The following is an 18635-nucleotide window of genomic DNA, read 5'->3' as shown; positions in this document are numbered from 1 at the left end:
CCTAGCTGTTGTAAACTGCAGATTAATTTTCTATTACATTTTTGATAATTTAACTGTTTTATATAAAATCACTAGTGTACTTGATCTTATGTTTTACGAAATATGGAGAAAAGCCAATCAAGATTTCCTTTAGGCTTTTGAATTGCCTTTTCCAATCGTTTATTAAATTCATTTTGTGAACGCCATTCTTCTTGCTGTTCTTTGCGCAAATTTTGAATTTCTCTTTGGAGAAATTCATTTTTTTCTTTTTCTTGTTGGAGCAATTCTTCGTAATAGATCTTTTGTTGTTCAGTTAGTTTTTCAATTTTCGCATGGGTTTTTTGTGATGAATTCCCGATGCTAGAGCTTATTACATGGTGATCTTGCTGGAGGCGGGCAACTGTTGTTTTAAGCTGAGTCATATCGTTTGTCAGTTGAACATTCAATTCACGTGTTGCAGCGAGTTCATTCCCTAAATATAACAAGAATTCTTTTAATTGATTGGGATCGTATGGTAAGTTTTCATATGTATCGGGTACCGCTATTTCTGTATCACTGGATCCTGTTAATTTTTCTTTTTGCTGATCCACTAAGTCCTTTGCTGTTTCATCAAGAGGTTTGTCCGTATCGCGTAACGCTATAAGTGCTTCAATATCGGATTGAACAAAGATACGCCGATCACCATCTTTTAAAAACTCATATCCATTCCGCTCTAAAATTTGACCATACTTCCGGACCGTAGGAGTTGCAATTCCTACTTCTTCTGCCACTTCCTTAGAAGAGTAGGCTCGTTCATTTGATTGAATATCATTTCGCATAGTAAATCTCCTTTTCTTTTGAGATAAAGGTTTTTATTAAATTTCAACGTTATATCGCCCTGCGATACATAGCACAAAAAGCCGCTCAACCTCTTACTTATGAATTTTACCAAAAGATGAAGTGTTTTTGGTCTAGTTTATCTCACTGTCTTTTGTTTTGACTTAAATCGCTTGATTAGATCGCCCAATATATCGGGCTCTTTCTATATATTTCGTAGTCAATCTCATTTATTGTAGTTAGGACTGTAAAAAATTCTCTTTAATTTATTCATTGGAACGTAAAATCATCTTAGAAAGAAATTCTTAGTGAGAACTAGAAAAATTTCTTTCTAATTTGTATGGTCAAAATGGCGCAAAAACAATCAATTCCTTTGTTTAACTCAACAAACGCTTGCTGCAACCCGAAATGATTGAACTCTTGCACCAGTTAATGTTTATCCCAGCTCATAATATTTTCTAAATTGCACATCTTAATATCATCGAGAGGTGAGTATTATGAAAGATAGAACTATATTAAATACATTGACTGCAGTTGGAATAGGTGGAAGCATATTCTTTTTATTAAGAAAAAAAGGTGATCTAAAGGACTGGTTTCTTATTTATTTTATTAAAACTTTAGTTTCTACTATATTTGATGGACCCGTCATAAAGCAGAAATACTTAAAATATCCACAGCGTTATTTTCCTAAATTATTTGACTCGAATATTGTATTTCTTTATGTGATATTTCCTTTATCATGTGTGATGTATAATCAATTTACTTATAAAATGAAGCCACTTAAAACATTTTTAAGTGTTTTTCTTTTTAGCGGTCCAATGACACTTATTGAGAATTGGCTTGAGAAAAATACCAATTTGGTAAGATATAATAAGGGCTGGAATAGCTATATTACTTTTGCAGTTCTCTCATTTACTTTTGTGCTTGTTAAGGGATGCATTGAGGGTATTCGTTTTTTAGATAGAAAAATAACCATTCAACGCTTTAAGACAGTATGATTAGCGGAGGAAGTGGATGATGGAGGATGGACACAACTATGGTAATTTGTGAACTAAAATATATTATGGCAACCGGAAAATTAAATAAATCTATTCTGTATTAGAATACACATGACAATTATTTTTGTCTATAAAAAATAACTCATAATTCTACAAGGGTATGTTGTTTACTGACATATCTTGAATCCCTCTAAATATTGGAGATTTGGTTGAATTTAGCAAATAAAAAAGGCCCCAACCAAATCGGTTCAGGGCCTCAAAGGCATAAAAGCAAATCAAGCTTCTTGTATACTAAATCTTTCTTTAATCCTTTCTAAATGTGCTTCTACTTCCGATTTATCTTGGGGATACTTTTCGAGATATCTAGCACAATCTTCTTTTAAATATCTAAAGAAGGTCGAGTAATCTAAAATAATTTCTTCGTCTTCTTCTACTGCGGGGCGATCAATGTAATAGGCTATTCCTTCTTTGCCAAAGTAATCCTCTTCCCACTCTTCATAGTAATCAGCAAACACGAACCTCGCATATTCTGTACCATATCCTTCACCATTCGCATAACTTTCTAAGATCCTTAAAAATTTACTGTCACCCATATGGTGATAGAAGTATCTTATTAACTCTCTCTCCTTATCTTTCACGATGGTTCAACTCCTTTTCTCCAAGATAGGGAAGAAATTCGTTATTTCTCCTGATTCATCAATAAAACCTTTAAAATGAAGCCCGTTAGAGGAAACTCCTGTAATCTCTCTTCCATCAACCGTACCATTTTTCATTGCTTCTTCTCCCCATTTTATCATTTGTTCGTCTGAAATGATGTTTGGATCGTAAACGGTTTTTGGTTGGGAAACGTTCTTTAGCTCACCAGGTATGATCTTTCCTTCCATGTCTTGTTTTGGGATTCCATATTCGATTTCATACACTCCCTCAATAGTTGGGTGCTCCCTTTTTGAAATGATACATTCGTCTATATCCCAACCTTGGTCTTTAAATGCCTTTTCAAAATGTTTGAGATTATGCCCCCCAACTATACCCTTTCCTTTTTTCCTAACAACATCTATGACTTCCACTAAATGTTTTTTATATCCTGGTTTGAACGTAATATTAGTATCCGGTTCCTCAGTTTCATTAGAATCATCATCCTTACTATTATCGTTGTCATTCTGAGTATCCTCTTCCTTGTTTTCTTTCTTTCCAGTAGAATTCTGATCATCGTTTTTGTTATGACCATTTTTCTTTCCAGTGAACATTTCCAAGATCTTATTTAAATAAGGTTTTAGTTTCGATGAAACAGAGTCACCTAGTTTTACAAGGGCTTTCCCAAAAGGAATTCGACTTAATAATGCACCAATTCCCATTGCAAGAAACGTTTCTGGCGTAAGGTATTTCTTAGGATTACGGATCGCGTCTGCAATCTGACTACCACCTGCTGCTATTCCGATTCCAGTCGATACAGCACCTATTGCCGACCAGAACCCTAATAACGGGAACATTAAAGCAAATGCTCCAAGTACAATCAAAGTTTTTTCCAATCCGGACAAACCATTCCACCAATTTTGCAGATTGTCAAATAAACAGGCAAAACAAGCCTCTGGGCCATTAGCTGTCATTCCCCATTCAAATAGAAACATAGCTGAGAATAATGCTACAAAGACGATGATTAATGCCTTGTAGTATTTCTGAATATTTGCTTCTATGCCTGATAAAAGTTCCCTGGATTCTGTTTTACCGTGTAACAATGTAAATCCAAGTTCTCTCCGTTCCCGATAAAATAGCAGCAAGTATCCAAAACGCTTTCTTTCATCAAAAGCAGATCTGAATAGATTCCACAATTCAGAAATGGGATTGATTATAATTTCCCTATCCAACATGGGAATCTTGTCTCTTACTCGGTTTAATTCCCAATAATCGATGAATAACGCAGCAGCGAGCATTATTAAAAATAACGGTTTTGCGGCATAACCGCTTCCTAATAAATCATGAATCCACGTTAACCAATCCGGAGCATTATAACCGGCATTCCATATGGCATGATCAAAAATAGCCCAAACTAATAGGATAACTGGAAAAATAGATGTAGATCGTTTTAATTTACTTTTATACCTCACTGCTAACCCGATTCCTAACGTTACCATAGCTGTTAACACCGCGTGTCCAGCAGACATTTTGTCAGGCAAAATCCCCTCTTCAAAGTATCCTGGAAATAGAGTGAATAAATCCCAATGAAGCACTTTCCCTGAAAGTAGTGTGACGCCATAACTACCTCCTGAAATCAATCGACGAGTAGCTTCCTCCATAAATTGAAAACCTGCCCCTGTGGCCGCACCAATAAGGGCATAATCACTTAAACTTAATGTAGAAGCACGTCGTGATAAAAATAGATAAACTCCAAGTGGGATCAGTTTTAATAATTCTTCAGCAATAGGGGTTAAAAATGCTTGACTCCATACATCTTGTTCCCTCCCACCGAAAATAGCCGTAATGGAACTGACGATAATAGAATTTAACAGTGTAATTATCCATGCCCCTGCCAAAAAGAAATAGGTGTACTTCTTCCAAGATAACGTTTTGCTGCGGCAGAGCAGCCAAAATTGTAAAATAACATAAAATGACCATAAAAACTGAACAAACATTTTTCGGGAATCTTCCATAAAAATTAAGCTTAGAACGAACGCACATATCGATATCCAAGAAAAAATTGTATAGATTCGTAAAATGAATGGGTGGTTCTGTATCCATTCATTCCAAAAGTGAAAGATAGACTCTAGCTTCTCCCTTAAACTCACTCTAAATTTTTCAACATGACTCATCATATTGCACCACTCCGATGCACTATTATTTTCATTCCAGCATGATTTTATTATTTACAATTCCATACTATACTCCAACACTTCCATAATTAGAATAGGTCGAATTTTTCAAATATTTTCAAGAACAGTATCATTATTCCTATATAAAAGGTCAAGAACCAATAATGCGAATGGCAACTAATTTTTTAGGGAGAATTTGACTAGTAAAAAATAGAACTATTATATGAAAAATATCCTTTACTTGTATGATAAAGTAAAATATTAGAAAAATAACTCGAAGGATGTGGTATCTTGAAGTTACATGTAAAAATTTCGTTTGTTGTTGTTATTTGCTTCATGTTTTTATTACCAAATTCAATCTTTGGCCAAGAATTATTACACAAAGGAAGTCAAGGACAAGCAGTTTATGACTTGCAAGAGGAATTAAAGAAAATGGGTTATTTTCCTAGTCAGCCGACTGGGTATTATGGTTCTATTACAGATCATGCGGTTAGACAATTTCAGCTAGATACAAGTCTATCACCAGATGGAGTCGTTGGATTTCAAACCAAGCAAAAATTAAATAGTATCGAAATGATGGCAAGAGTTGTTCATGGGGAAGCACGCGGTGAGTCTTATGAAGGAAAAGTAGCCGTAGCAGCTGTTATTATGAACCGATTGTCAACGCCAGGCTTTCCTAAAAATACATACGATGTTATTTTTCAGACGAATGCTTTTACAGCAGTACATGATGGTCAATATAATTTGACCCCTAATAGCTATTCTTATCAAGCAGTAATTGATGCTTTAAAAGGCTGGGATCCTACATACGGTTCGGTATATTATTATAATCCAACGATAGCAACAGATGATTGGATCTTCACAAGGGATACTGTACTTAGAATAGGAAACCATTTATTTGCAAAGTAAAGCTAACCTACAAAACAGGTCAGGCAACTACAGTCTGGTTCCTATGCTGATTAAAAAGAGAATGTAGTTACCTGCAGGAGAAAAGGCTTTTGTTCCACTTGTTTTAAATTCGAATAGTAAAACTGGTAAAGAAATGTCTGCTCAAAATCAGAAAATAAGATTAAATAAAGACCGAAGAAACGTTTATTAAAAATGCCTTCGGTCTTTTTATGTTGTTTTTTGCTTTCCCTTTAAGAATAAGACGTTTCCGGTTAATAAAAACCTATGCATTTTTCTTTCTTCTAAGTACCATTCCGTAATATACAGTATTCAAACAAATATTTTTCAAATTAAAAACCCTCCCTCGGATTGCCGAGAAAGGGCTGTAAACGTTGATATAAAAAATATTAACGTTTTGAGAACTGAGGTGCACGACGAGCGCCTTTAAGACCGTATTTTTTACGTTCTTTCATACGAGCGTCACGAGTTAATAAGCCTGCACGCTTAAGTGATGGACGGTATTCTGGATCTGCTTCTAATAAAGCACGAGAGATACCGTGACGGATAGCGCCAGCTTGACCTGCATATCCACCACCTGAAACATTTACAAGTACATCGTAGCTTCCTGCAGTTTCAGTTAAGTTTAATGGTTGTTTAATATCTTCGATTAAAGCAGCTGATGGGATGTAATCTTTAATATCACGATTATTTACAACGATACGGCCTTCGCCTGGAACTAGACGTACACGCGCTACAGAGCTTTTACGACGGCCAGTACCGTAATATTGAACCTGTGCCAAAATAATAACCTCCTTTTTAATTATCCGCGAAGTTCGTAAACTTCAGGTTGTTGTGCTTGGTGTGGATGTTCGCTACCAGCATATACATGTAATTTTTTAGCCATTTGACGACCTAGAGAACCTTTTGGAAGCATTCCTTTGATTGCTAATTCAAGCATTTTCTCAGAATAGTTCGTACGCATTTCCAAAGCAGTTCTTGATTTTAAACCGCCAGGGAATTGGCTGTGACGGTAATAAATTTTGTCTGTTAATTTTTTGCCTGTTAATTCGATTTTCTCAGCGTTGATGATGATTACGTGATCTCCAGTGTCAACGTGTGGAGTGTAAGTTGGTTTATGCTTGCCACGTAGGATTGATGCAACTTCACTTGAAAGGCGACCTAAAGTCTTGCCTGCAGCATCAACTACGTACCATTTGCGTTGGATATTTGCAGCGTTTGCCATAAACGTTGTACGCATGATTTTCCCTCCTGAATTGATTAAATAAAATGTCTATTTCATAACACGATAAGTTTCCGGGGCTTATTCGTGGGGTTGAAATACATACCATCAAATATAATATAACTTATAGTACCTAATGTCAAGAAAATGTTACACCTGGTTTAGTTGTCATAATAAACTTTCCATAAATAGAGGCCATGACCTGGTACGGTTTTGCCGCTCAAATTCCTGTTTTTCCCTTCTAAAATGGCGGGAATTTGATCTGGGGAAATTTCCCCTTGGCCTACGTCCAATAACGTTCCAACTAGAATTCTGACCATATTATACAAAAACCCGCTTCCTTTAAAGCAAAAAATGAGTTCTGAATCCTCTTCAAGAAGTTCAATGGAATAAATCGTTCTGACTTTATCTTCAACCTCTGTTTTCGCTACACAGAAGCTCGTAAAGTCATGTGTCCCGCATAAATGCTTGCAAGCCTCTCTAATCGCGCTCAGATCAAGCTTATAAGGGTAATGATAGCTATAATTACGCTTAAATACATCGACGATTTTTTGCCGGCTAATTCGATAGCGATATTCCTTCGCTATCGCATGAAACCTTGCGTGAAAATCGGCCAGAACATAGCTGGCTTCCAATAGAACCACATCATCCGGCAGCAGACTATTTAATGCATATGGCCATTTTTCTTCAGGAATGGTTAGATGGGTGTCGAAATGCAGAACTTGTCCAACAGCATGAACCCCTGCATCCGTCCTTCCTGATGCATGAACCTTAATAGCCTGTCCTTTATGAAGCTTCTTCAAAGCCGCTTCGATTTCACCTTGAACCGTTCTTTTATTTGGTTGCACCTGATAACCGCTAAATTGTGATCCATCATAAGAAACAATACATTTTACCCTCATCATTTGCTCCTATGTCCTTAAAAAAATTAAAAGCAGCCCTAAAACAACAAGCAGGGATAAAACGGACGTATCGAGTCCCCTCCACTTTAACTGCCTTAGCTTGGTTCTGCCTTCTCCGCCGCGATACCCTCTTGCCTCCATCGCCGTAGCAAGCTCCTCCGCCCTTTTAAAGGCACTTATAAAGAGGGGGACTAGTAAGGGTACTACCGCCTTAAAACGGTCCTTTACAGGGCCGCTGGCGAAGTCTACGCCCCTTGCCATTTGAGCTTTTAAAATTTTATCAGTTTCTTCCATTAACGTCGGAATAAACCTTAAGGAAATCGACATCATTAAAGCAAGCTCATGGACAGGCAACTTTATCTTCTTAAACGGTCCCAATAGACTTTCCATGCCATCGGTAATTTCGATCGGCGTAGTTGTTAAGGTTAAGATTGTTGTCATTAGGATTAAATAAAGAAAACGCAGTGATAGATAGATTCCTTGCTTCAGACCTACTTCATAAATTCTGAGAAATCCTAAATCTACTAGAACTTCCCCTTCTTTCGTGACCAGAATATGAAGAAGAAACGTAAAGAGAATGATCCATAAAACAGGCTTAAGCCCTTTTAGCAAAAAGTGTACAGGAAGCGTTGTTAATACAACAATGATCAATGTAAACAAACCTAGCATCAGATAGGTAATAAAGTTATTTGCCAAAAATACGATAAAAACAAAGACAAAAATCATCAGTAATTTTGCACGTGGATCCATTCTATGAATAAGAGATTCACCAGGAACATATTTCCCTATAATCATACTATTCATCCTCTAAGCTCCACCTCACCTACTAAAGCTTTTAGCTGATCAACTGCTTCATCGATCGTTAACGGAATTTCTTCAAAAGATAACCCTTTTTCTACTAATAGCTGCTGTAGTTTAACTGTTTCAGGCAAATCCAGGCCTAACGAGGAAAGCTTATCAGACTGACTAAATATCTCTCTTGGCGTACCATGCATCTCGATTGTTCCTTTATTCATGACAATAATCTTATCAGAATACTTAGCTGCATCCTCCATACTGTGTGTAACAAGAATAATCGTTAACTTTTGTTCTTGATTTAAACGATAGAATAACTCCATCATCGCTTTTCTTCCCCTAGGATCAAGACCTGCAGTTGGCTCATCTAACACAAGAACCTCAGGACCCATAGCCAAGATTCCCGCAATTGCGACTCTTCGCATTTGACCGCCGCTTAAATCAAAGGGGGATTTTTGCAGGATCGATTCTGGCAAGCCGACAAGCTCTAAGCTTTGTCTTGCTTTTCTTAAGGCCTCTTCCTCGCTTGCGCCAAAGTTCATCGGACCAAACGCAATATCCTTCTCAACGGTCTCTTCAAAAAGCTGATGCTCAGGAAATTGAAAAACGATGCCAACTAGGCTTCTGACAACCTTCAGATTCTTTTGCTTCTTACCAGCCTCAATTTTGTGCTCACCGATATGAATAGAGCCCTTAGTAGGCTTTAAAAGCCCATTTAAATGCTGTAGTATAGTCGATTTCCCTGAACCGGTATGCCCTATAATAGAGACATAGGAACCCGATTTCACCGTAAGATTGATGTCATAAAGAGCAAGTCTTTCAAATGGTGTACGGGCCTGATAACGATGCTCTACATTTTTGATTGTAATGTCCATAGCTCATTCACCAGGCCTTCCTCAGTCAAATGATTATGTTGAATGGGTACTCCAGCTTTACGAAGCTTTTTACTTAGTAGAAAAGGAAACGGTAAGTCAAGACCGATTTCCACCAGTTTATCATCAAGCTTAAACACCTCTTCAGGCGTTCCCTCAGCGAACTTCTTCCCGCCATTCATCACGATAATTCTGTCCGCTTTTGACGCTTCCTCCAGGTCATGCGTGATTGAAATAACCGTTAACAGCCCTTGATTTTTCAGCTCACGAACGGTTTGAATGACTTCGTTTCGCCCTACTGGATCAAGCATTGATGTTGCTTCATCTAAGATGATAATATCTGGTTGAACAGCTATGACACCCGCAATGGCTACACGCTGTTTTTGGCCTCCTGAAAGATGGTGTGGCTCATGAGTGTGAAAGGCATCCATTTTGACCTTTTTCGTTGCCCATTCAATTCTTTTGATCATCTCTTCTCTCTGTATACCATTATTCTCAAGACCAAAGGCAACGTCATCCTTCACCGTTGCACCTACAAATTGATTATCGGGGTTTTGAAAGACCATACCGACATGCTTGCGTATATCCCATATCGAATCTTCTGATAATTCGATCCCGCAGACTTTGACCTTCCCTTTTTCTGGAATGTACAATCCGTTTAAAATTCTTGCTAATGTCGATTTGCCAGATCCGTTATGACCTACAATCGCAAGCCACTCACCTTGTTTAACTTGGATGGAAACATTGTCTAATGCAGGAGCAGCTTCCTGATGATAATGAAACGTTATGTTTTCAACATCTATGATTGTTTGACTCATCACTCGTTTCTCCTCTTAAGAAAAGCGTAAGAACATAAACTATGGCAAAAAATCTGTTTACCTTATCCTATAAAAAAAGGGCATTGATCCAGTTTTACAACTGTCACGCCCTTGTAGTAAATGTATTAAACTAATTCAATGATAACCATTGGAGCACCGTCACCGCGACGTGGTCCAAGCTTCATGATGCGAGTGTAACCGCCTTGGCGATCTTCGTAACGTGGAGCGATATCACTGAAAAGCTTTTCTAAAGCATATTTCGGCTTATCTTTTTCCTTACCTTCCTCAGTTGTAACTGTTACAACTTCAGCAACTTCGTTACGTACATAAGAAGCAGCTTGACGGCGAGCATGAAGATCTCCGCGCTTTCCTAAAGTAATCATCTTTTCAACAACTGAGCGTAATTCTTTAGCACGTGCTTCAGTAGTTTCAATGCGTTCTGAGATGATTAAATCAGTAGTTAAATCACGTAGCATCGCTTTACGCTGAGCACTTGTACGACCTAATTTTCTGTATGACATCAGATGTCCCCTCCTTCGTTGTATAATGTATGTTTTTGTATATCTAAAAACAAATGTTTTATTGAAACATACGAAAACGCTAGTTAACTTTCTAACTAGTCGTCTTTTCGAAGACCTAAACCTAGTTCTTCTAGCTTAGCCTTAACTTCTTCTAGAGATTTGCGACCTAGATTACGAACCTTCATCATATCCTCTTCTGTTTTATGAGCAAGCTCTTGCACTGTGTTGATTCCAGCACGTTTTAAACAGTTGTAAGAACGAACAGATAAATCTAGTTCTTCAATCGTCATCTCTAAAACTTTCTCTTTTTGATCCTCTTCTTTTTCAACCATAATTTCTGCATTTTGAGCTTCATCAGTAAGCCCTACAAAAATATTAAGGTGTTCAGTAAGGATCTTTGAACCTAAAGCAATCGCTTCTTTCGGTCCTGTACTACCATCAGTCCAAACGTCAAGCGTCAGTTTATCATAGTTGGCAACTTGGCCAACGCGTGTTTTCTCTACTTGGTAGGAGACACGTGCAACTGGTGTGTAGATCGAATCAATTGGAATCACTCCAATAGGCTGATCCTCTCTCTTGTTTGAATCAGCTGGCGTGTAGCCACGGCCGCGCTTAGCTGTTAGTCTCATTCTAAAGCTAGCATCTGATGCAAGAGTTGCAATATGAAGATCTGGATTTAGAATTTCGACGTCACTATCATGAGTAATATCAGATGCAGTTACACTGCCTTCGCCTTGAACATCAATCTCAAGCGTCTTTTCCTCATCAGAGTAGATTTTAAGAGCAAGTTTTTTAATGTTTAAGATAATCGAAGTAACATCCTCTACAACACCCTCGATTGTTGAAAACTCATGAAGTACGCCATCTATCTGGATCGATGTTACAGCGGCACCAGGGAGAGAGGATAAAAGAATACGACGTAAGGAGTTACCCAAAGTTGTACCATATCCACGCTCAAGTGGCTCGACGACGAACTTGCCGTATTTGGCATCATCGCTGATTTCAACCGTTTCGATTTTTGGTTTTTCAATTTCTATCATCTATAAACCCTCCTTCAAAACGTCGAAACCCCGGCTAGACTGGAAAATTTATAAAACGTCTAACCGAAATTCCCCATTCAAAAGTTCCCGAATGTGCACAACAACTAAGTGATTCTGCTAGAACTTATATACTGTATCATAACCCATTATAGACAGAGATACAAAATCTATACAGAAAATTTACACACGACGACGTTTTGGTGGACGGCATCCATTATGTGGAACTGGAGTAACGTCTCTAATTGCTGTTACTTCTAACCCTGCAGCTTGAAGTGAGCGAATAGCCGCTTCACGTCCTGCACCAGGTCCTTTTACAGTAACTTCAAGAGTTTTTAGACCATGTTCCATAGATGCTTTTGCTGCTGTTTCAGCAGCCATTTGTGCAGCGAAAGGAGTAGATTTACGAGAACCTCTGAAACCTAACGCACCAGCACTTGACCATGAAAGTGCATTACCATGAGTGTCTGTAATAGTAACAATCGTGTTGTTGAAAGTTGAACGAATGTGAGCAACACCACTCTCAATATTCTTTTTCACACGACGTTTACGAGTGTTCGTTTTACGTGCCATTATTGGTTACCCTCCTTTTATCTTATTTTTTCTTGTTTGCTACAGTACGACGTGGACCTTTACGTGTACGAGCGTTATTTTTTGTGTTTTGTCCGCGAACTGGTAAACCGCGACGGTGACGAATACCGCGGAATGAACCGATCTCGATTAGACGCTTAATGTTTAAAGATACCTCACGGCGAAGGTCACCTTCTACTTTAAGCTTATCGATTACATCACGAATTTTTCCTAACTCTTCTTCAGTTAGGTCACGTACACGAGTATCTTCTGAAACCCCAGCCTCAGCTAGAACTTTCTGAGCAGTTGAGCGTCCGATCCCAAAGATATATGTTAATGAAATGACAACACGTTTGTCACGAGGAATATCAACACCTGCAATACGAGCCATTAAGCTTGCACCTCCTTAAAAATTAACCTTGTTTTTGCTTATGCTTAGGATTCTCACAAATAACCATGACTTTGCCTTTTCTGCGAATGACTTTACATTTTTCACAAATCGGTTTAACAGATGGTCTGACTTTCATGATTTTAATACCTCCTTAGTAGTACGGAGTGCTAATTATTTAAAACGGTACGTAATTCTGCCACGAGTTAAATCATATGGAGATAATTCTACCGTAACTTTGTCTCCAGGTAAAATACGAATGAAATGCATGCGAATTTTTCCAGATACATGCGCTAAAACCGTATGACCGTTCTCAAGTTCTACCTTGAACATTGCATTTGGCAATGTTTCAACGACAGTTCCTTCAACTTCAATTACATCGTCTTTCGCCATCGAACTGTTCTCCCTTCTCAAAATCAGTAACTTGCTCATTGACAAACTTCCATTTGTCACACGACCTGTTTCCACTATACTGTTCTGAACTTCCGGAGATACTCAGGTAAAGAATTCTAGATGATGAACATTCTTTTACTTGGAGATTCAAACTTCGCTTTCTCCATCAGTATTAAAACGAAATGACATCCGAAATTTCCAATCAATATGGCATATCGTACTTGCTCAAGATTAAGCAAGTTGACACATGCCTGGAATCGAATTAGGTTCGTTCAAGCAATGTCACCTTCAGGTTAGGCTTTTGTTAGAATTTCATAGCCTGTTTCAGTGATCGCAATCGTGTGCTCAAAATGGGCACACACTTTACCATCTACTGTAACTACTGTCCATTCATCTGCCAATGTTTTCACATAACGGGTACCCGCATTAACCATTGGTTCAATTGCTAACACCATTCCCGGCTTTAGCCTTGGGCCTTTGTTAGGTGGACCATAATGAGGTATTTGCGGATCTTCATGTAAATCTTGCCCGACACCGTGACCAACATACTCTCTTACAACAGAAAAACCATGTCCTTCAACATACGTTTGAATGGCATGAGAAATGTTTGAAAGTCGATCTCCTGGTTTTGCTTCTTCCAGCCCTTTATATAAGGACTCCTCAGTAACAGTTAAAAGTTTCTGAGTCGCTTCAGAAATTTCACCAACCGGATATGTCCAAGCAGAATCACCATGATATCCGTTATATTTAGCACCGATATCAATGCTAATAATATCTCCCTCACGCAATACGCGATCACCAGGTATTCCGTGAACGAGTTCTTCATTTACAGAAGCACAAATGCTCCCGCGGAAACCATTATACCCTTTAAAAGATGGAATTGCATCATAACCTCGAATAAACTTTTCGGCAATTGCATCCAATTCTTTTGTCGTGATACCAGGCTTGATATATTTTTGCAATTCTTGATGTGTTAAAGCAACAATTCGACCAGCTTCTCGCATAATCTCAAGCTCTCGCTGAGTCTTACAAATGATCATGCACTAGTCCTCCAAGCAGCTGATTAACGTCATCAAAAACTTGATCAATATCCTGTTCCCCATTAATGTTTCTTAAATAGCCTTTATCGCTATAGAAGTTCAGTAATGGTTCAGTCTGCTTAAGGTTAACTTCTAAACGGTTAGCTACCGTTTCTTCGTTATCGTCTGCACGCTGATAGAGTTCTCCACCACATTTATCACATTCGCCTTGTTTAGCAGGCGGATTAAATACTAAGTGATAGGTTGCGCCACAGTTTTTGCAAATACGACGTCCTGTTAAGCGTTCCATTAGAATATCTTTATTTACTTCAATGTTGATTACGTAATCAATCTGTTTGTTTAGATCTGCCAGAATTCCTTCAAGCGCTTCAGCTTGAGCAACAGTTCTAGGAAAACCATCTAAAAGAAAACCTTTTTGGCAATCATTCTTTCCTAAACGTTCACGAACAATACCTATGGTTACTTCATCAGGCACAAGTTCACCTTTATCAATAAAAGACTTTGCTTGCAACCCTAGTTCTGTCTCTTCTTTCATAGCAGCTCTGAACATATCTCCTGTTGAGATATGAGGGATGTCGTACTTTTCGACAATACGTTCAGCCTGAGTGCCTTTACCCGCACCCGGAAGGCCCATCAATACTAAATTCATTTGTATTTCCCCCTCAGTCTCTATTTAGAGGGAATGGGAACATATCCCATATCCTCCCTATTTAATAAAGCCTTTATAATGACGTTTCACCAGCTGACTTTCAAGCTGTTTCATTGTTTCAAGGGCAACCCCGACAACGATTAACAAGCTTGTTCCGCCAATCTGTGCAGATTGCGGTAGATCAGCAAATTGAATGAAGAAAACAGGAAGAACAGCTATAACTGCTAAGAAAAGAGAACCGACAAAAGTTAGACGATATAATACCTTTGTAACATATTCCTGCGTATTCTTACCTGGTCTGATACCAGGTATATAGCCGCCTTGCTTCTTCAAATTTTCTGCCATCTGCTCAGGGTTCACTTGAACAAATGTATAGAAGTATGTGAAAGCAATAATTAATGCGATATAGATGATCATCCCTATAGGCTGAGTGTAATCAAATGTTTTCTGGATCCAATCCGTCACATCATTCGGACCAAAAAAGGCTGCTATCGTCGGTGGAGTAATAATAAATGACACCGCAAAGATAACAGGAATAACGCCAGCAGGGTTCACTTTTAAAGGCAGATGAGTTGTTTGACCTCCGCCCATATTGTTGTTCCCGGAACGCTTAGCGTACTGAATTGGAATCTTACGAAGTGCTTGTTGGATGAAGATGACCCCAACGATAACGGCTAAAATAGCCAATACCAGAATGGCAACTGTTACAATTCGGATGAAAAGCTGATCGCCGGCATCTTGGAATTGTTGTGCATATATTTGGTTAATCGTTGAGGGAATGCCTGCTGCGATCCCTGCAAAGATAATAATGGAAATTCCGTTTCCAACACCTTTGGAGGTGATCTGTTCTCCTAACCACATTAAAAATGCTGTACCAGCTGTTAAGACAATCGCAATTAATAAGTACGTCCATATGCCAGGATTTTCGATTAACAATCCGCCTGACTGGGTATTGAACCCGTAGGACATACCTAACGCCTGGATGAAACCTAATATGATCGTAAAGTATCTTGTAAATTGTGCGAGCTTGCGCCGCCCAACTTCACCTTGCTTTGACCATTCAGTGAATTTTGGCACAACGTCCATCTGCAAGAGCTGGACGATGATCGATGCTGTAATATAAGGCATAATCCCCATCGCTAAGATCGAGAAGTTATATAAAGCACCTCCGCCAAATGTGTTTAAGATTCCGAAAACATTCAGTTCATCTTGTGCTTGCAACACATCAGCATTGACATTCGGCACAGGAATGAATGTACCAATACGAAATACAATTAACATTAAAAGGGTGAATATGATCTTATTTCGAATATCACCCACGCGCATAAAATTGGAGATTGTTTTAAACATTAGATCACCTCAGCTGTACCGCCAGCAGATTCAATAGCTTCTTTAGCAGAAGCAGAGAATTTGTTAGCTTTTACAGTAAGTTTTTTCTCTAACTGTCCATCACCAAGAATTTTAACACCAGATTTAACATTGCTTACAACGCCTGTTTCAAGCAATAGTTCTGGAGTAACCTCAGTACCTTCTTCGAAACGGTTAAGCTTATCAAGGTTAACAACTGCATAGTCCTTACGGTTAATATTTGTAAAACCGCGTTTAGGCAAGCGTTGGAACAAAGGAGTTTGACCACCTTCGAATCCAGGACGAACTCCACCACCTGAACGAGCGTTTTGTCCTTTGTGACCTTTACCAGCTGTTTTACCGTTGCCAGAACCAATACCACGACCTACACGATTACGTGTTTTACGTGAACCTTCTGCTGGTTTCAACTCATGAAGTTTCATCGGGACACCTCCTTATAGATTTTTATTTCAATTATTGTTCTTTAACTGTAACTAAGTGTGCAACTTTATTAATCATACCGCGAATCGCAGGATTATCTTCTTGAACTACAGTTTGGTGTAACTTTTTAAGTCCAAGTGTTCTTACAGTAATACGTTGGTCTTCAGGACGACCAATTACACTGCGAGTGAGGGTAATTTCTAACTTATTCGCCATTTTAGTTCCCTCCTTATCCTAACAGTTCTTCTACCGTTTTTCCACGTAACTTAGCAACATCTTCAGCACTCTTAAGTTCTTTCAATCCAGAAATTGTAGCACGGATCATGTTAATTGGAGTGTTAGAACCTAAAGATTTAGAAAGAATATCAGCTACACCTGCTAATTCTAGTACCGCACGAACAGGTCCTCCAGCGATAACTCCAGTACCTTCAGATGCTGGTTTTAGTAAGATGTTTCCTGCTCCAAATTGACCGATAACTTGGTGAGGAATTGTAGTACCTACCATAGGTACTTCGATTAGGTTTTTCTTTGCATCTTCAATTGCTTTACGAATCGCATCTGGCACCTCTTGTGCTTTACCAGTACCGAAACCTACGTGACCGTTCTTATCACCAACAACTACAAGTGCTGCGAAACGGAAACGACGACCACCTTTAACAACTTTCGCTACGCGGTTAACGGTAACTACGCGTTCTTCAAGCTCTAATTTGTTTGGATCAATACGACGCATTCTTTATGTCCCTCCTTTTGCGATTAAAATTCTAGTCCAGCTTCGCGTGCTGCATCAGCTAGAGCTTTAATACGACCATGATATAAGTATCCGCCGCGATCGAATACGACAGATTTAACACCTTTTTCAATAGCACGTTTTGCAACTAATTCGCCAACCTTTTGAGCAGCTTCAACATTGCTTTTTGAATCAAGATCAAAATCTTTATCTAAAGTAGATGCACTCACTAAAGTAACAGCATTAGTATCATCAATTACTTGTGCATAAATGTGTTGGTTTGAACGATATACGTTTAGACGTGGACGAGCCTGAGTACCAGATAACTTAGCACGAACACGTGCATGTCTTTTTTTACGTACAGCATTTTTATCAGCCTTAGTAATCATTTAGGTCACTCCTTTCTTATCATCTAGGCAATATTACTTCGCAGTTTTACCTTCTTTACGACGTACATGTTCGCCTTCGTAGCGAATACCTTTACCTTTGTAAGGCTCTGGTGGACGAACGTCACGAATGTTAGCTGCAATAGCACCTACACGCTCTTTATCAGTACCTTTAACAAGAACCTTAGTTTGAGATGGAACCTCAATTTCAATACCTTGTTCAGGTGTGATCTCAACAGGGTGAGAGTAACCAACATTAAGAACTAATTTATTACCAGATTTAGAAGCACGGTATCCGACACCGATTAGCTCCAATCCTCTTTCAAATCCTTTTGATACGCCTTCCACCATGTTTCCAAGGAGACTGCGAGTTGTACCGTGAAGGGCACGGTGTTCTTTTGCGTCAGATGGACGGCTTACAGTTAAAACGTTGTCTTCAATTGTGATTTTAATATCAGGGTTGAATGTGCGAGTTAACTCACCTTTTGGTCCTTTAACTGTTACAGTGTTATCTTCAGCGACAGTAACTGTAACACCAGCAGGGATTTCAAGTGGTTTCTTACCAATACGAGACATTCATTGCACCTCCATTCATTTTAAGCTTATTACCAAACGTATGCTAATACTTCTCCACCAGTTTGTTTTGCACGAGCTTCTTTGTCAGTTAAAACACCTTGAGAAGTAGAAACAATTGCAATACCTAATCCGTTAAGTACACGTGGTACTTCATCAGCTTTAGCATAAACACGTAAACCAGGTTTGCTGATTCTTTTCAAACCAGTGATTACACGCTCATTGTTTGAACCGTATTTTAAGAAAATACGAATAATGCCTTGTTTGTTATCTTCTACATATTCTACATCACGTACGAAACCTTCACGCTTAAGGATTTCTGCGATTTCCTTTTTGATTTTAGATGCAGGGAACTCAAGCTTTTCGTGACGTACCATGTTCGCATTACGAATGCGAGTAAGCATATCTGCAATAGGATCTGTCATAACCATTACTAAATAACCTCCTT

Annotated in this window: 26 protein-coding genes and 1 pseudogene; 2 read left to right on the top strand and 25 right to left on the bottom strand. The window is 38.6% G+C overall.

The features are described from left to right. Positions 1-86: 86 nt before the first annotated feature. Positions 87-797, bottom strand: a complete 711-nt coding sequence (locus tag ACSVDH_RS00920; protein ID WP_299094748.1) for a hypothetical protein — start codon at positions 795-797, stop codon at positions 87-89. Between the two features lie 495 nt (positions 798-1292). Between ACSVDH_RS00920 and ACSVDH_RS00915 the strand changes: the two genes are divergently transcribed. Continuing rightward, entirely contained in the window at positions 1293-1793 is a 501-nt protein-coding gene (locus ACSVDH_RS00915) for a CBO0543 family protein (protein ID WP_439253745.1), read from the top strand. Positions 1794-2068: 275 nt separating this feature from the next. On the opposite strand, the gene cdiI is transcribed toward ACSVDH_RS00915, so the two are convergent. Both cdiI and ACSVDH_RS00905 read right to left on the bottom strand, forming a co-directional pair. Continuing rightward, complete coding sequence (gene cdiI / locus ACSVDH_RS00910; RefSeq protein ID WP_299095574.1) at positions 2069-2431, bottom strand: ribonuclease toxin immunity protein CdiI; 363 nt, start codon at positions 2429-2431, stop codon at positions 2069-2071. Between the two features lie 6 nt (positions 2432-2437). Beyond that, complete coding sequence (locus ACSVDH_RS00905; RefSeq protein WP_439253744.1) at positions 2438-4600, bottom strand: PrsW family glutamic-type intramembrane protease; 2163 nt, start codon at positions 4598-4600, stop codon at positions 2438-2440. A 291-nt stretch (positions 4601-4891) separates the two neighbouring features. On the opposite strand from ACSVDH_RS00905, the gene ACSVDH_RS00900 reads away from it, so the two are divergent. Beyond that, positions 4892-5509, top strand: a complete 618-nt coding sequence (locus ACSVDH_RS00900; protein ID WP_439253743.1) for a cell wall hydrolase — start codon at positions 4892-4894, stop codon at positions 5507-5509. Positions 5510-5895: 386 nt separating this feature from the next. Here ACSVDH_RS00900 and rpsI read toward each other — a convergent pair whose 3' ends face one another. The 22 genes and pseudogenes from rpsI to rpsH form a co-directional block, all read right to left on the bottom strand. Continuing rightward, positions 5896-6288 carry a 30S ribosomal protein S9 gene (gene rpsI, locus ACSVDH_RS00895; RefSeq protein ID WP_299092069.1) on the bottom strand — a complete coding sequence of 131 codons (393 nt, stop codon included), beginning with the start codon at positions 6286-6288 and terminating at the stop codon, positions 5896-5898. Positions 6289-6308: 20 nt separating this feature from the next. Next, positions 6309-6746: a 50S ribosomal protein L13 gene (rplM, locus tag ACSVDH_RS00890; protein ID WP_439253742.1), complete on the bottom strand. Its 438-nt coding sequence runs from the start codon at positions 6744-6746 to the stop codon at positions 6309-6311. Between the two features lie 143 nt (positions 6747-6889). Continuing rightward, positions 6890-7630 (bottom strand): tRNA pseudouridine(38-40) synthase TruA, encoded by a 741-nt coding sequence (gene truA / locus ACSVDH_RS00885; protein ID WP_439253741.1) that lies wholly within the window; start codon positions 7628-7630, stop codon positions 6890-6892. 9 nt (positions 7631-7639) lie between these two features. Then, positions 7640-8434: an energy-coupling factor transporter transmembrane component T family protein gene (locus tag ACSVDH_RS00880; protein ID WP_439253739.1), complete on the bottom strand. Its 795-nt coding sequence runs from the start codon at positions 8432-8434 to the stop codon at positions 7640-7642. After that, positions 8431-9300: an energy-coupling factor ABC transporter ATP-binding protein gene (locus ACSVDH_RS00875; RefSeq protein ID WP_439253738.1), complete on the bottom strand. Its 870-nt coding sequence runs from the start codon at positions 9298-9300 to the stop codon at positions 8431-8433. The genes ACSVDH_RS00880 and ACSVDH_RS00875 overlap by 4 nt, the downstream gene beginning before the upstream one ends. Further along, entirely contained in the window at positions 9276-10115 is an 840-nt protein-coding gene (locus tag ACSVDH_RS00870; RefSeq protein WP_439253737.1) for an energy-coupling factor ABC transporter ATP-binding protein, read from the bottom strand. The genes ACSVDH_RS00875 and ACSVDH_RS00870 overlap by 25 nt, the downstream gene beginning before the upstream one ends. A 125-nt stretch (positions 10116-10240) precedes the next feature. Then, on the bottom strand, positions 10241-10636 hold the full coding sequence (rplQ, locus tag ACSVDH_RS00865; RefSeq protein WP_299092078.1) for a 50S ribosomal protein L17: 396 nt from the start codon (positions 10634-10636) through the stop codon (positions 10241-10243). A gap of 95 nt (positions 10637-10731) precedes the next feature. Continuing rightward, positions 10732-11676 carry a DNA-directed RNA polymerase subunit alpha gene (locus tag ACSVDH_RS00860; RefSeq protein WP_299092079.1) on the bottom strand — a complete coding sequence of 315 codons (945 nt, stop codon included), beginning with the start codon at positions 11674-11676 and terminating at the stop codon, positions 10732-10734. Positions 11677-11856: 180 nt separating this feature from the next. After that, positions 11857-12246 (bottom strand): 30S ribosomal protein S11, encoded by a 390-nt coding sequence (gene rpsK, locus ACSVDH_RS00855; RefSeq protein WP_046586377.1) that lies wholly within the window; start codon positions 12244-12246, stop codon positions 11857-11859. Positions 12247-12268: 22 nt separating this feature from the next. Next, a complete protein-coding gene (gene rpsM, locus ACSVDH_RS00850) occupies positions 12269-12634 on the bottom strand; it encodes a 30S ribosomal protein S13 (protein WP_026561242.1) in 366 nt (121 codons plus the stop codon). Between the two features lie 22 nt (positions 12635-12656). After that, complete coding sequence (gene rpmJ / locus ACSVDH_RS00845; RefSeq protein ID WP_003156543.1) at positions 12657-12770, bottom strand: 50S ribosomal protein L36; 114 nt, start codon at positions 12768-12770, stop codon at positions 12657-12659. 35 nt (positions 12771-12805) lie between these two features. Next, positions 12806-13024: a translation initiation factor IF-1 gene (infA, locus tag ACSVDH_RS00840; RefSeq protein ID WP_003348578.1), complete on the bottom strand. Its 219-nt coding sequence runs from the start codon at positions 13022-13024 to the stop codon at positions 12806-12808. After that, positions 13002-13273, bottom strand: a pseudogene (locus ACSVDH_RS00835) (KOW domain-containing RNA-binding protein). Before ACSVDH_RS00835 ends, infA begins: the two are co-directional and overlap by 23 nt. Positions 13274-13317: 44 nt before the next feature. Further along, the gene (gene map / locus ACSVDH_RS00830) at positions 13318-14064 is read right to left on the bottom strand and encodes a type I methionyl aminopeptidase (protein WP_299092084.1); all 747 of its coding nucleotides are present in this window, start codon (positions 14062-14064) and stop codon (positions 13318-13320) included. Continuing rightward, entirely contained in the window at positions 14051-14713 is a 663-nt protein-coding gene (locus ACSVDH_RS00825; RefSeq protein WP_299092085.1) for an adenylate kinase, read from the bottom strand. The genes map and ACSVDH_RS00825 overlap by 14 nt, the downstream gene beginning before the upstream one ends. A gap of 57 nt (positions 14714-14770) precedes the next feature. Beyond that, positions 14771-16063: a preprotein translocase subunit SecY gene (gene secY / locus ACSVDH_RS00820; protein WP_299092086.1), complete on the bottom strand. Its 1293-nt coding sequence runs from the start codon at positions 16061-16063 to the stop codon at positions 14771-14773. Next, positions 16063-16503, bottom strand: a complete 441-nt coding sequence (rplO, locus tag ACSVDH_RS00815; protein WP_439253613.1) for a 50S ribosomal protein L15 — start codon at positions 16501-16503, stop codon at positions 16063-16065. Before rplO ends, secY begins: the two co-directional genes overlap by 1 nt. 31 nt (positions 16504-16534) lie before the next feature. Beyond that, positions 16535-16717 carry a 50S ribosomal protein L30 gene (rpmD, locus tag ACSVDH_RS00810; protein ID WP_299092088.1) on the bottom strand — a complete coding sequence of 61 codons (183 nt, stop codon included), beginning with the start codon at positions 16715-16717 and terminating at the stop codon, positions 16535-16537. A 13-nt stretch (positions 16718-16730) separates the two neighbouring features. Beyond that, positions 16731-17231 carry a 30S ribosomal protein S5 gene (gene rpsE, locus ACSVDH_RS00805; protein WP_299092089.1) on the bottom strand — a complete coding sequence of 167 codons (501 nt, stop codon included), beginning with the start codon at positions 17229-17231 and terminating at the stop codon, positions 16731-16733. A 23-nt stretch (positions 17232-17254) separates the two neighbouring features. Beyond that, entirely contained in the window at positions 17255-17617 is a 363-nt protein-coding gene (gene rplR, locus ACSVDH_RS00800) for a 50S ribosomal protein L18 (RefSeq protein ID WP_299092090.1), read from the bottom strand. Between the two features lie 33 nt (positions 17618-17650). After that, positions 17651-18190, bottom strand: coding sequence for a 50S ribosomal protein L6 (rplF, locus tag ACSVDH_RS00795; RefSeq protein ID WP_299092092.1), 540 nt, complete (start codon positions 18188-18190; stop codon positions 17651-17653). 29 nt (positions 18191-18219) lie between these two features. Beyond that, positions 18220-18618, bottom strand: coding sequence for a 30S ribosomal protein S8 (rpsH, locus tag ACSVDH_RS00790; RefSeq protein WP_095301368.1), 399 nt, complete (start codon positions 18616-18618; stop codon positions 18220-18222). Between the last annotated feature and the right edge of the window lie 17 nt (positions 18619-18635).

Source organism: Metabacillus sp. Hm71, from assembly GCF_051842955.2.
In the GTDB taxonomy this organism is placed as follows: Bacteria; Bacillota; Bacilli; order Bacillales; family Bacillaceae; genus Metabacillus.
This window is presented reverse-complemented; position numbering and strand designations above follow the sequence as displayed.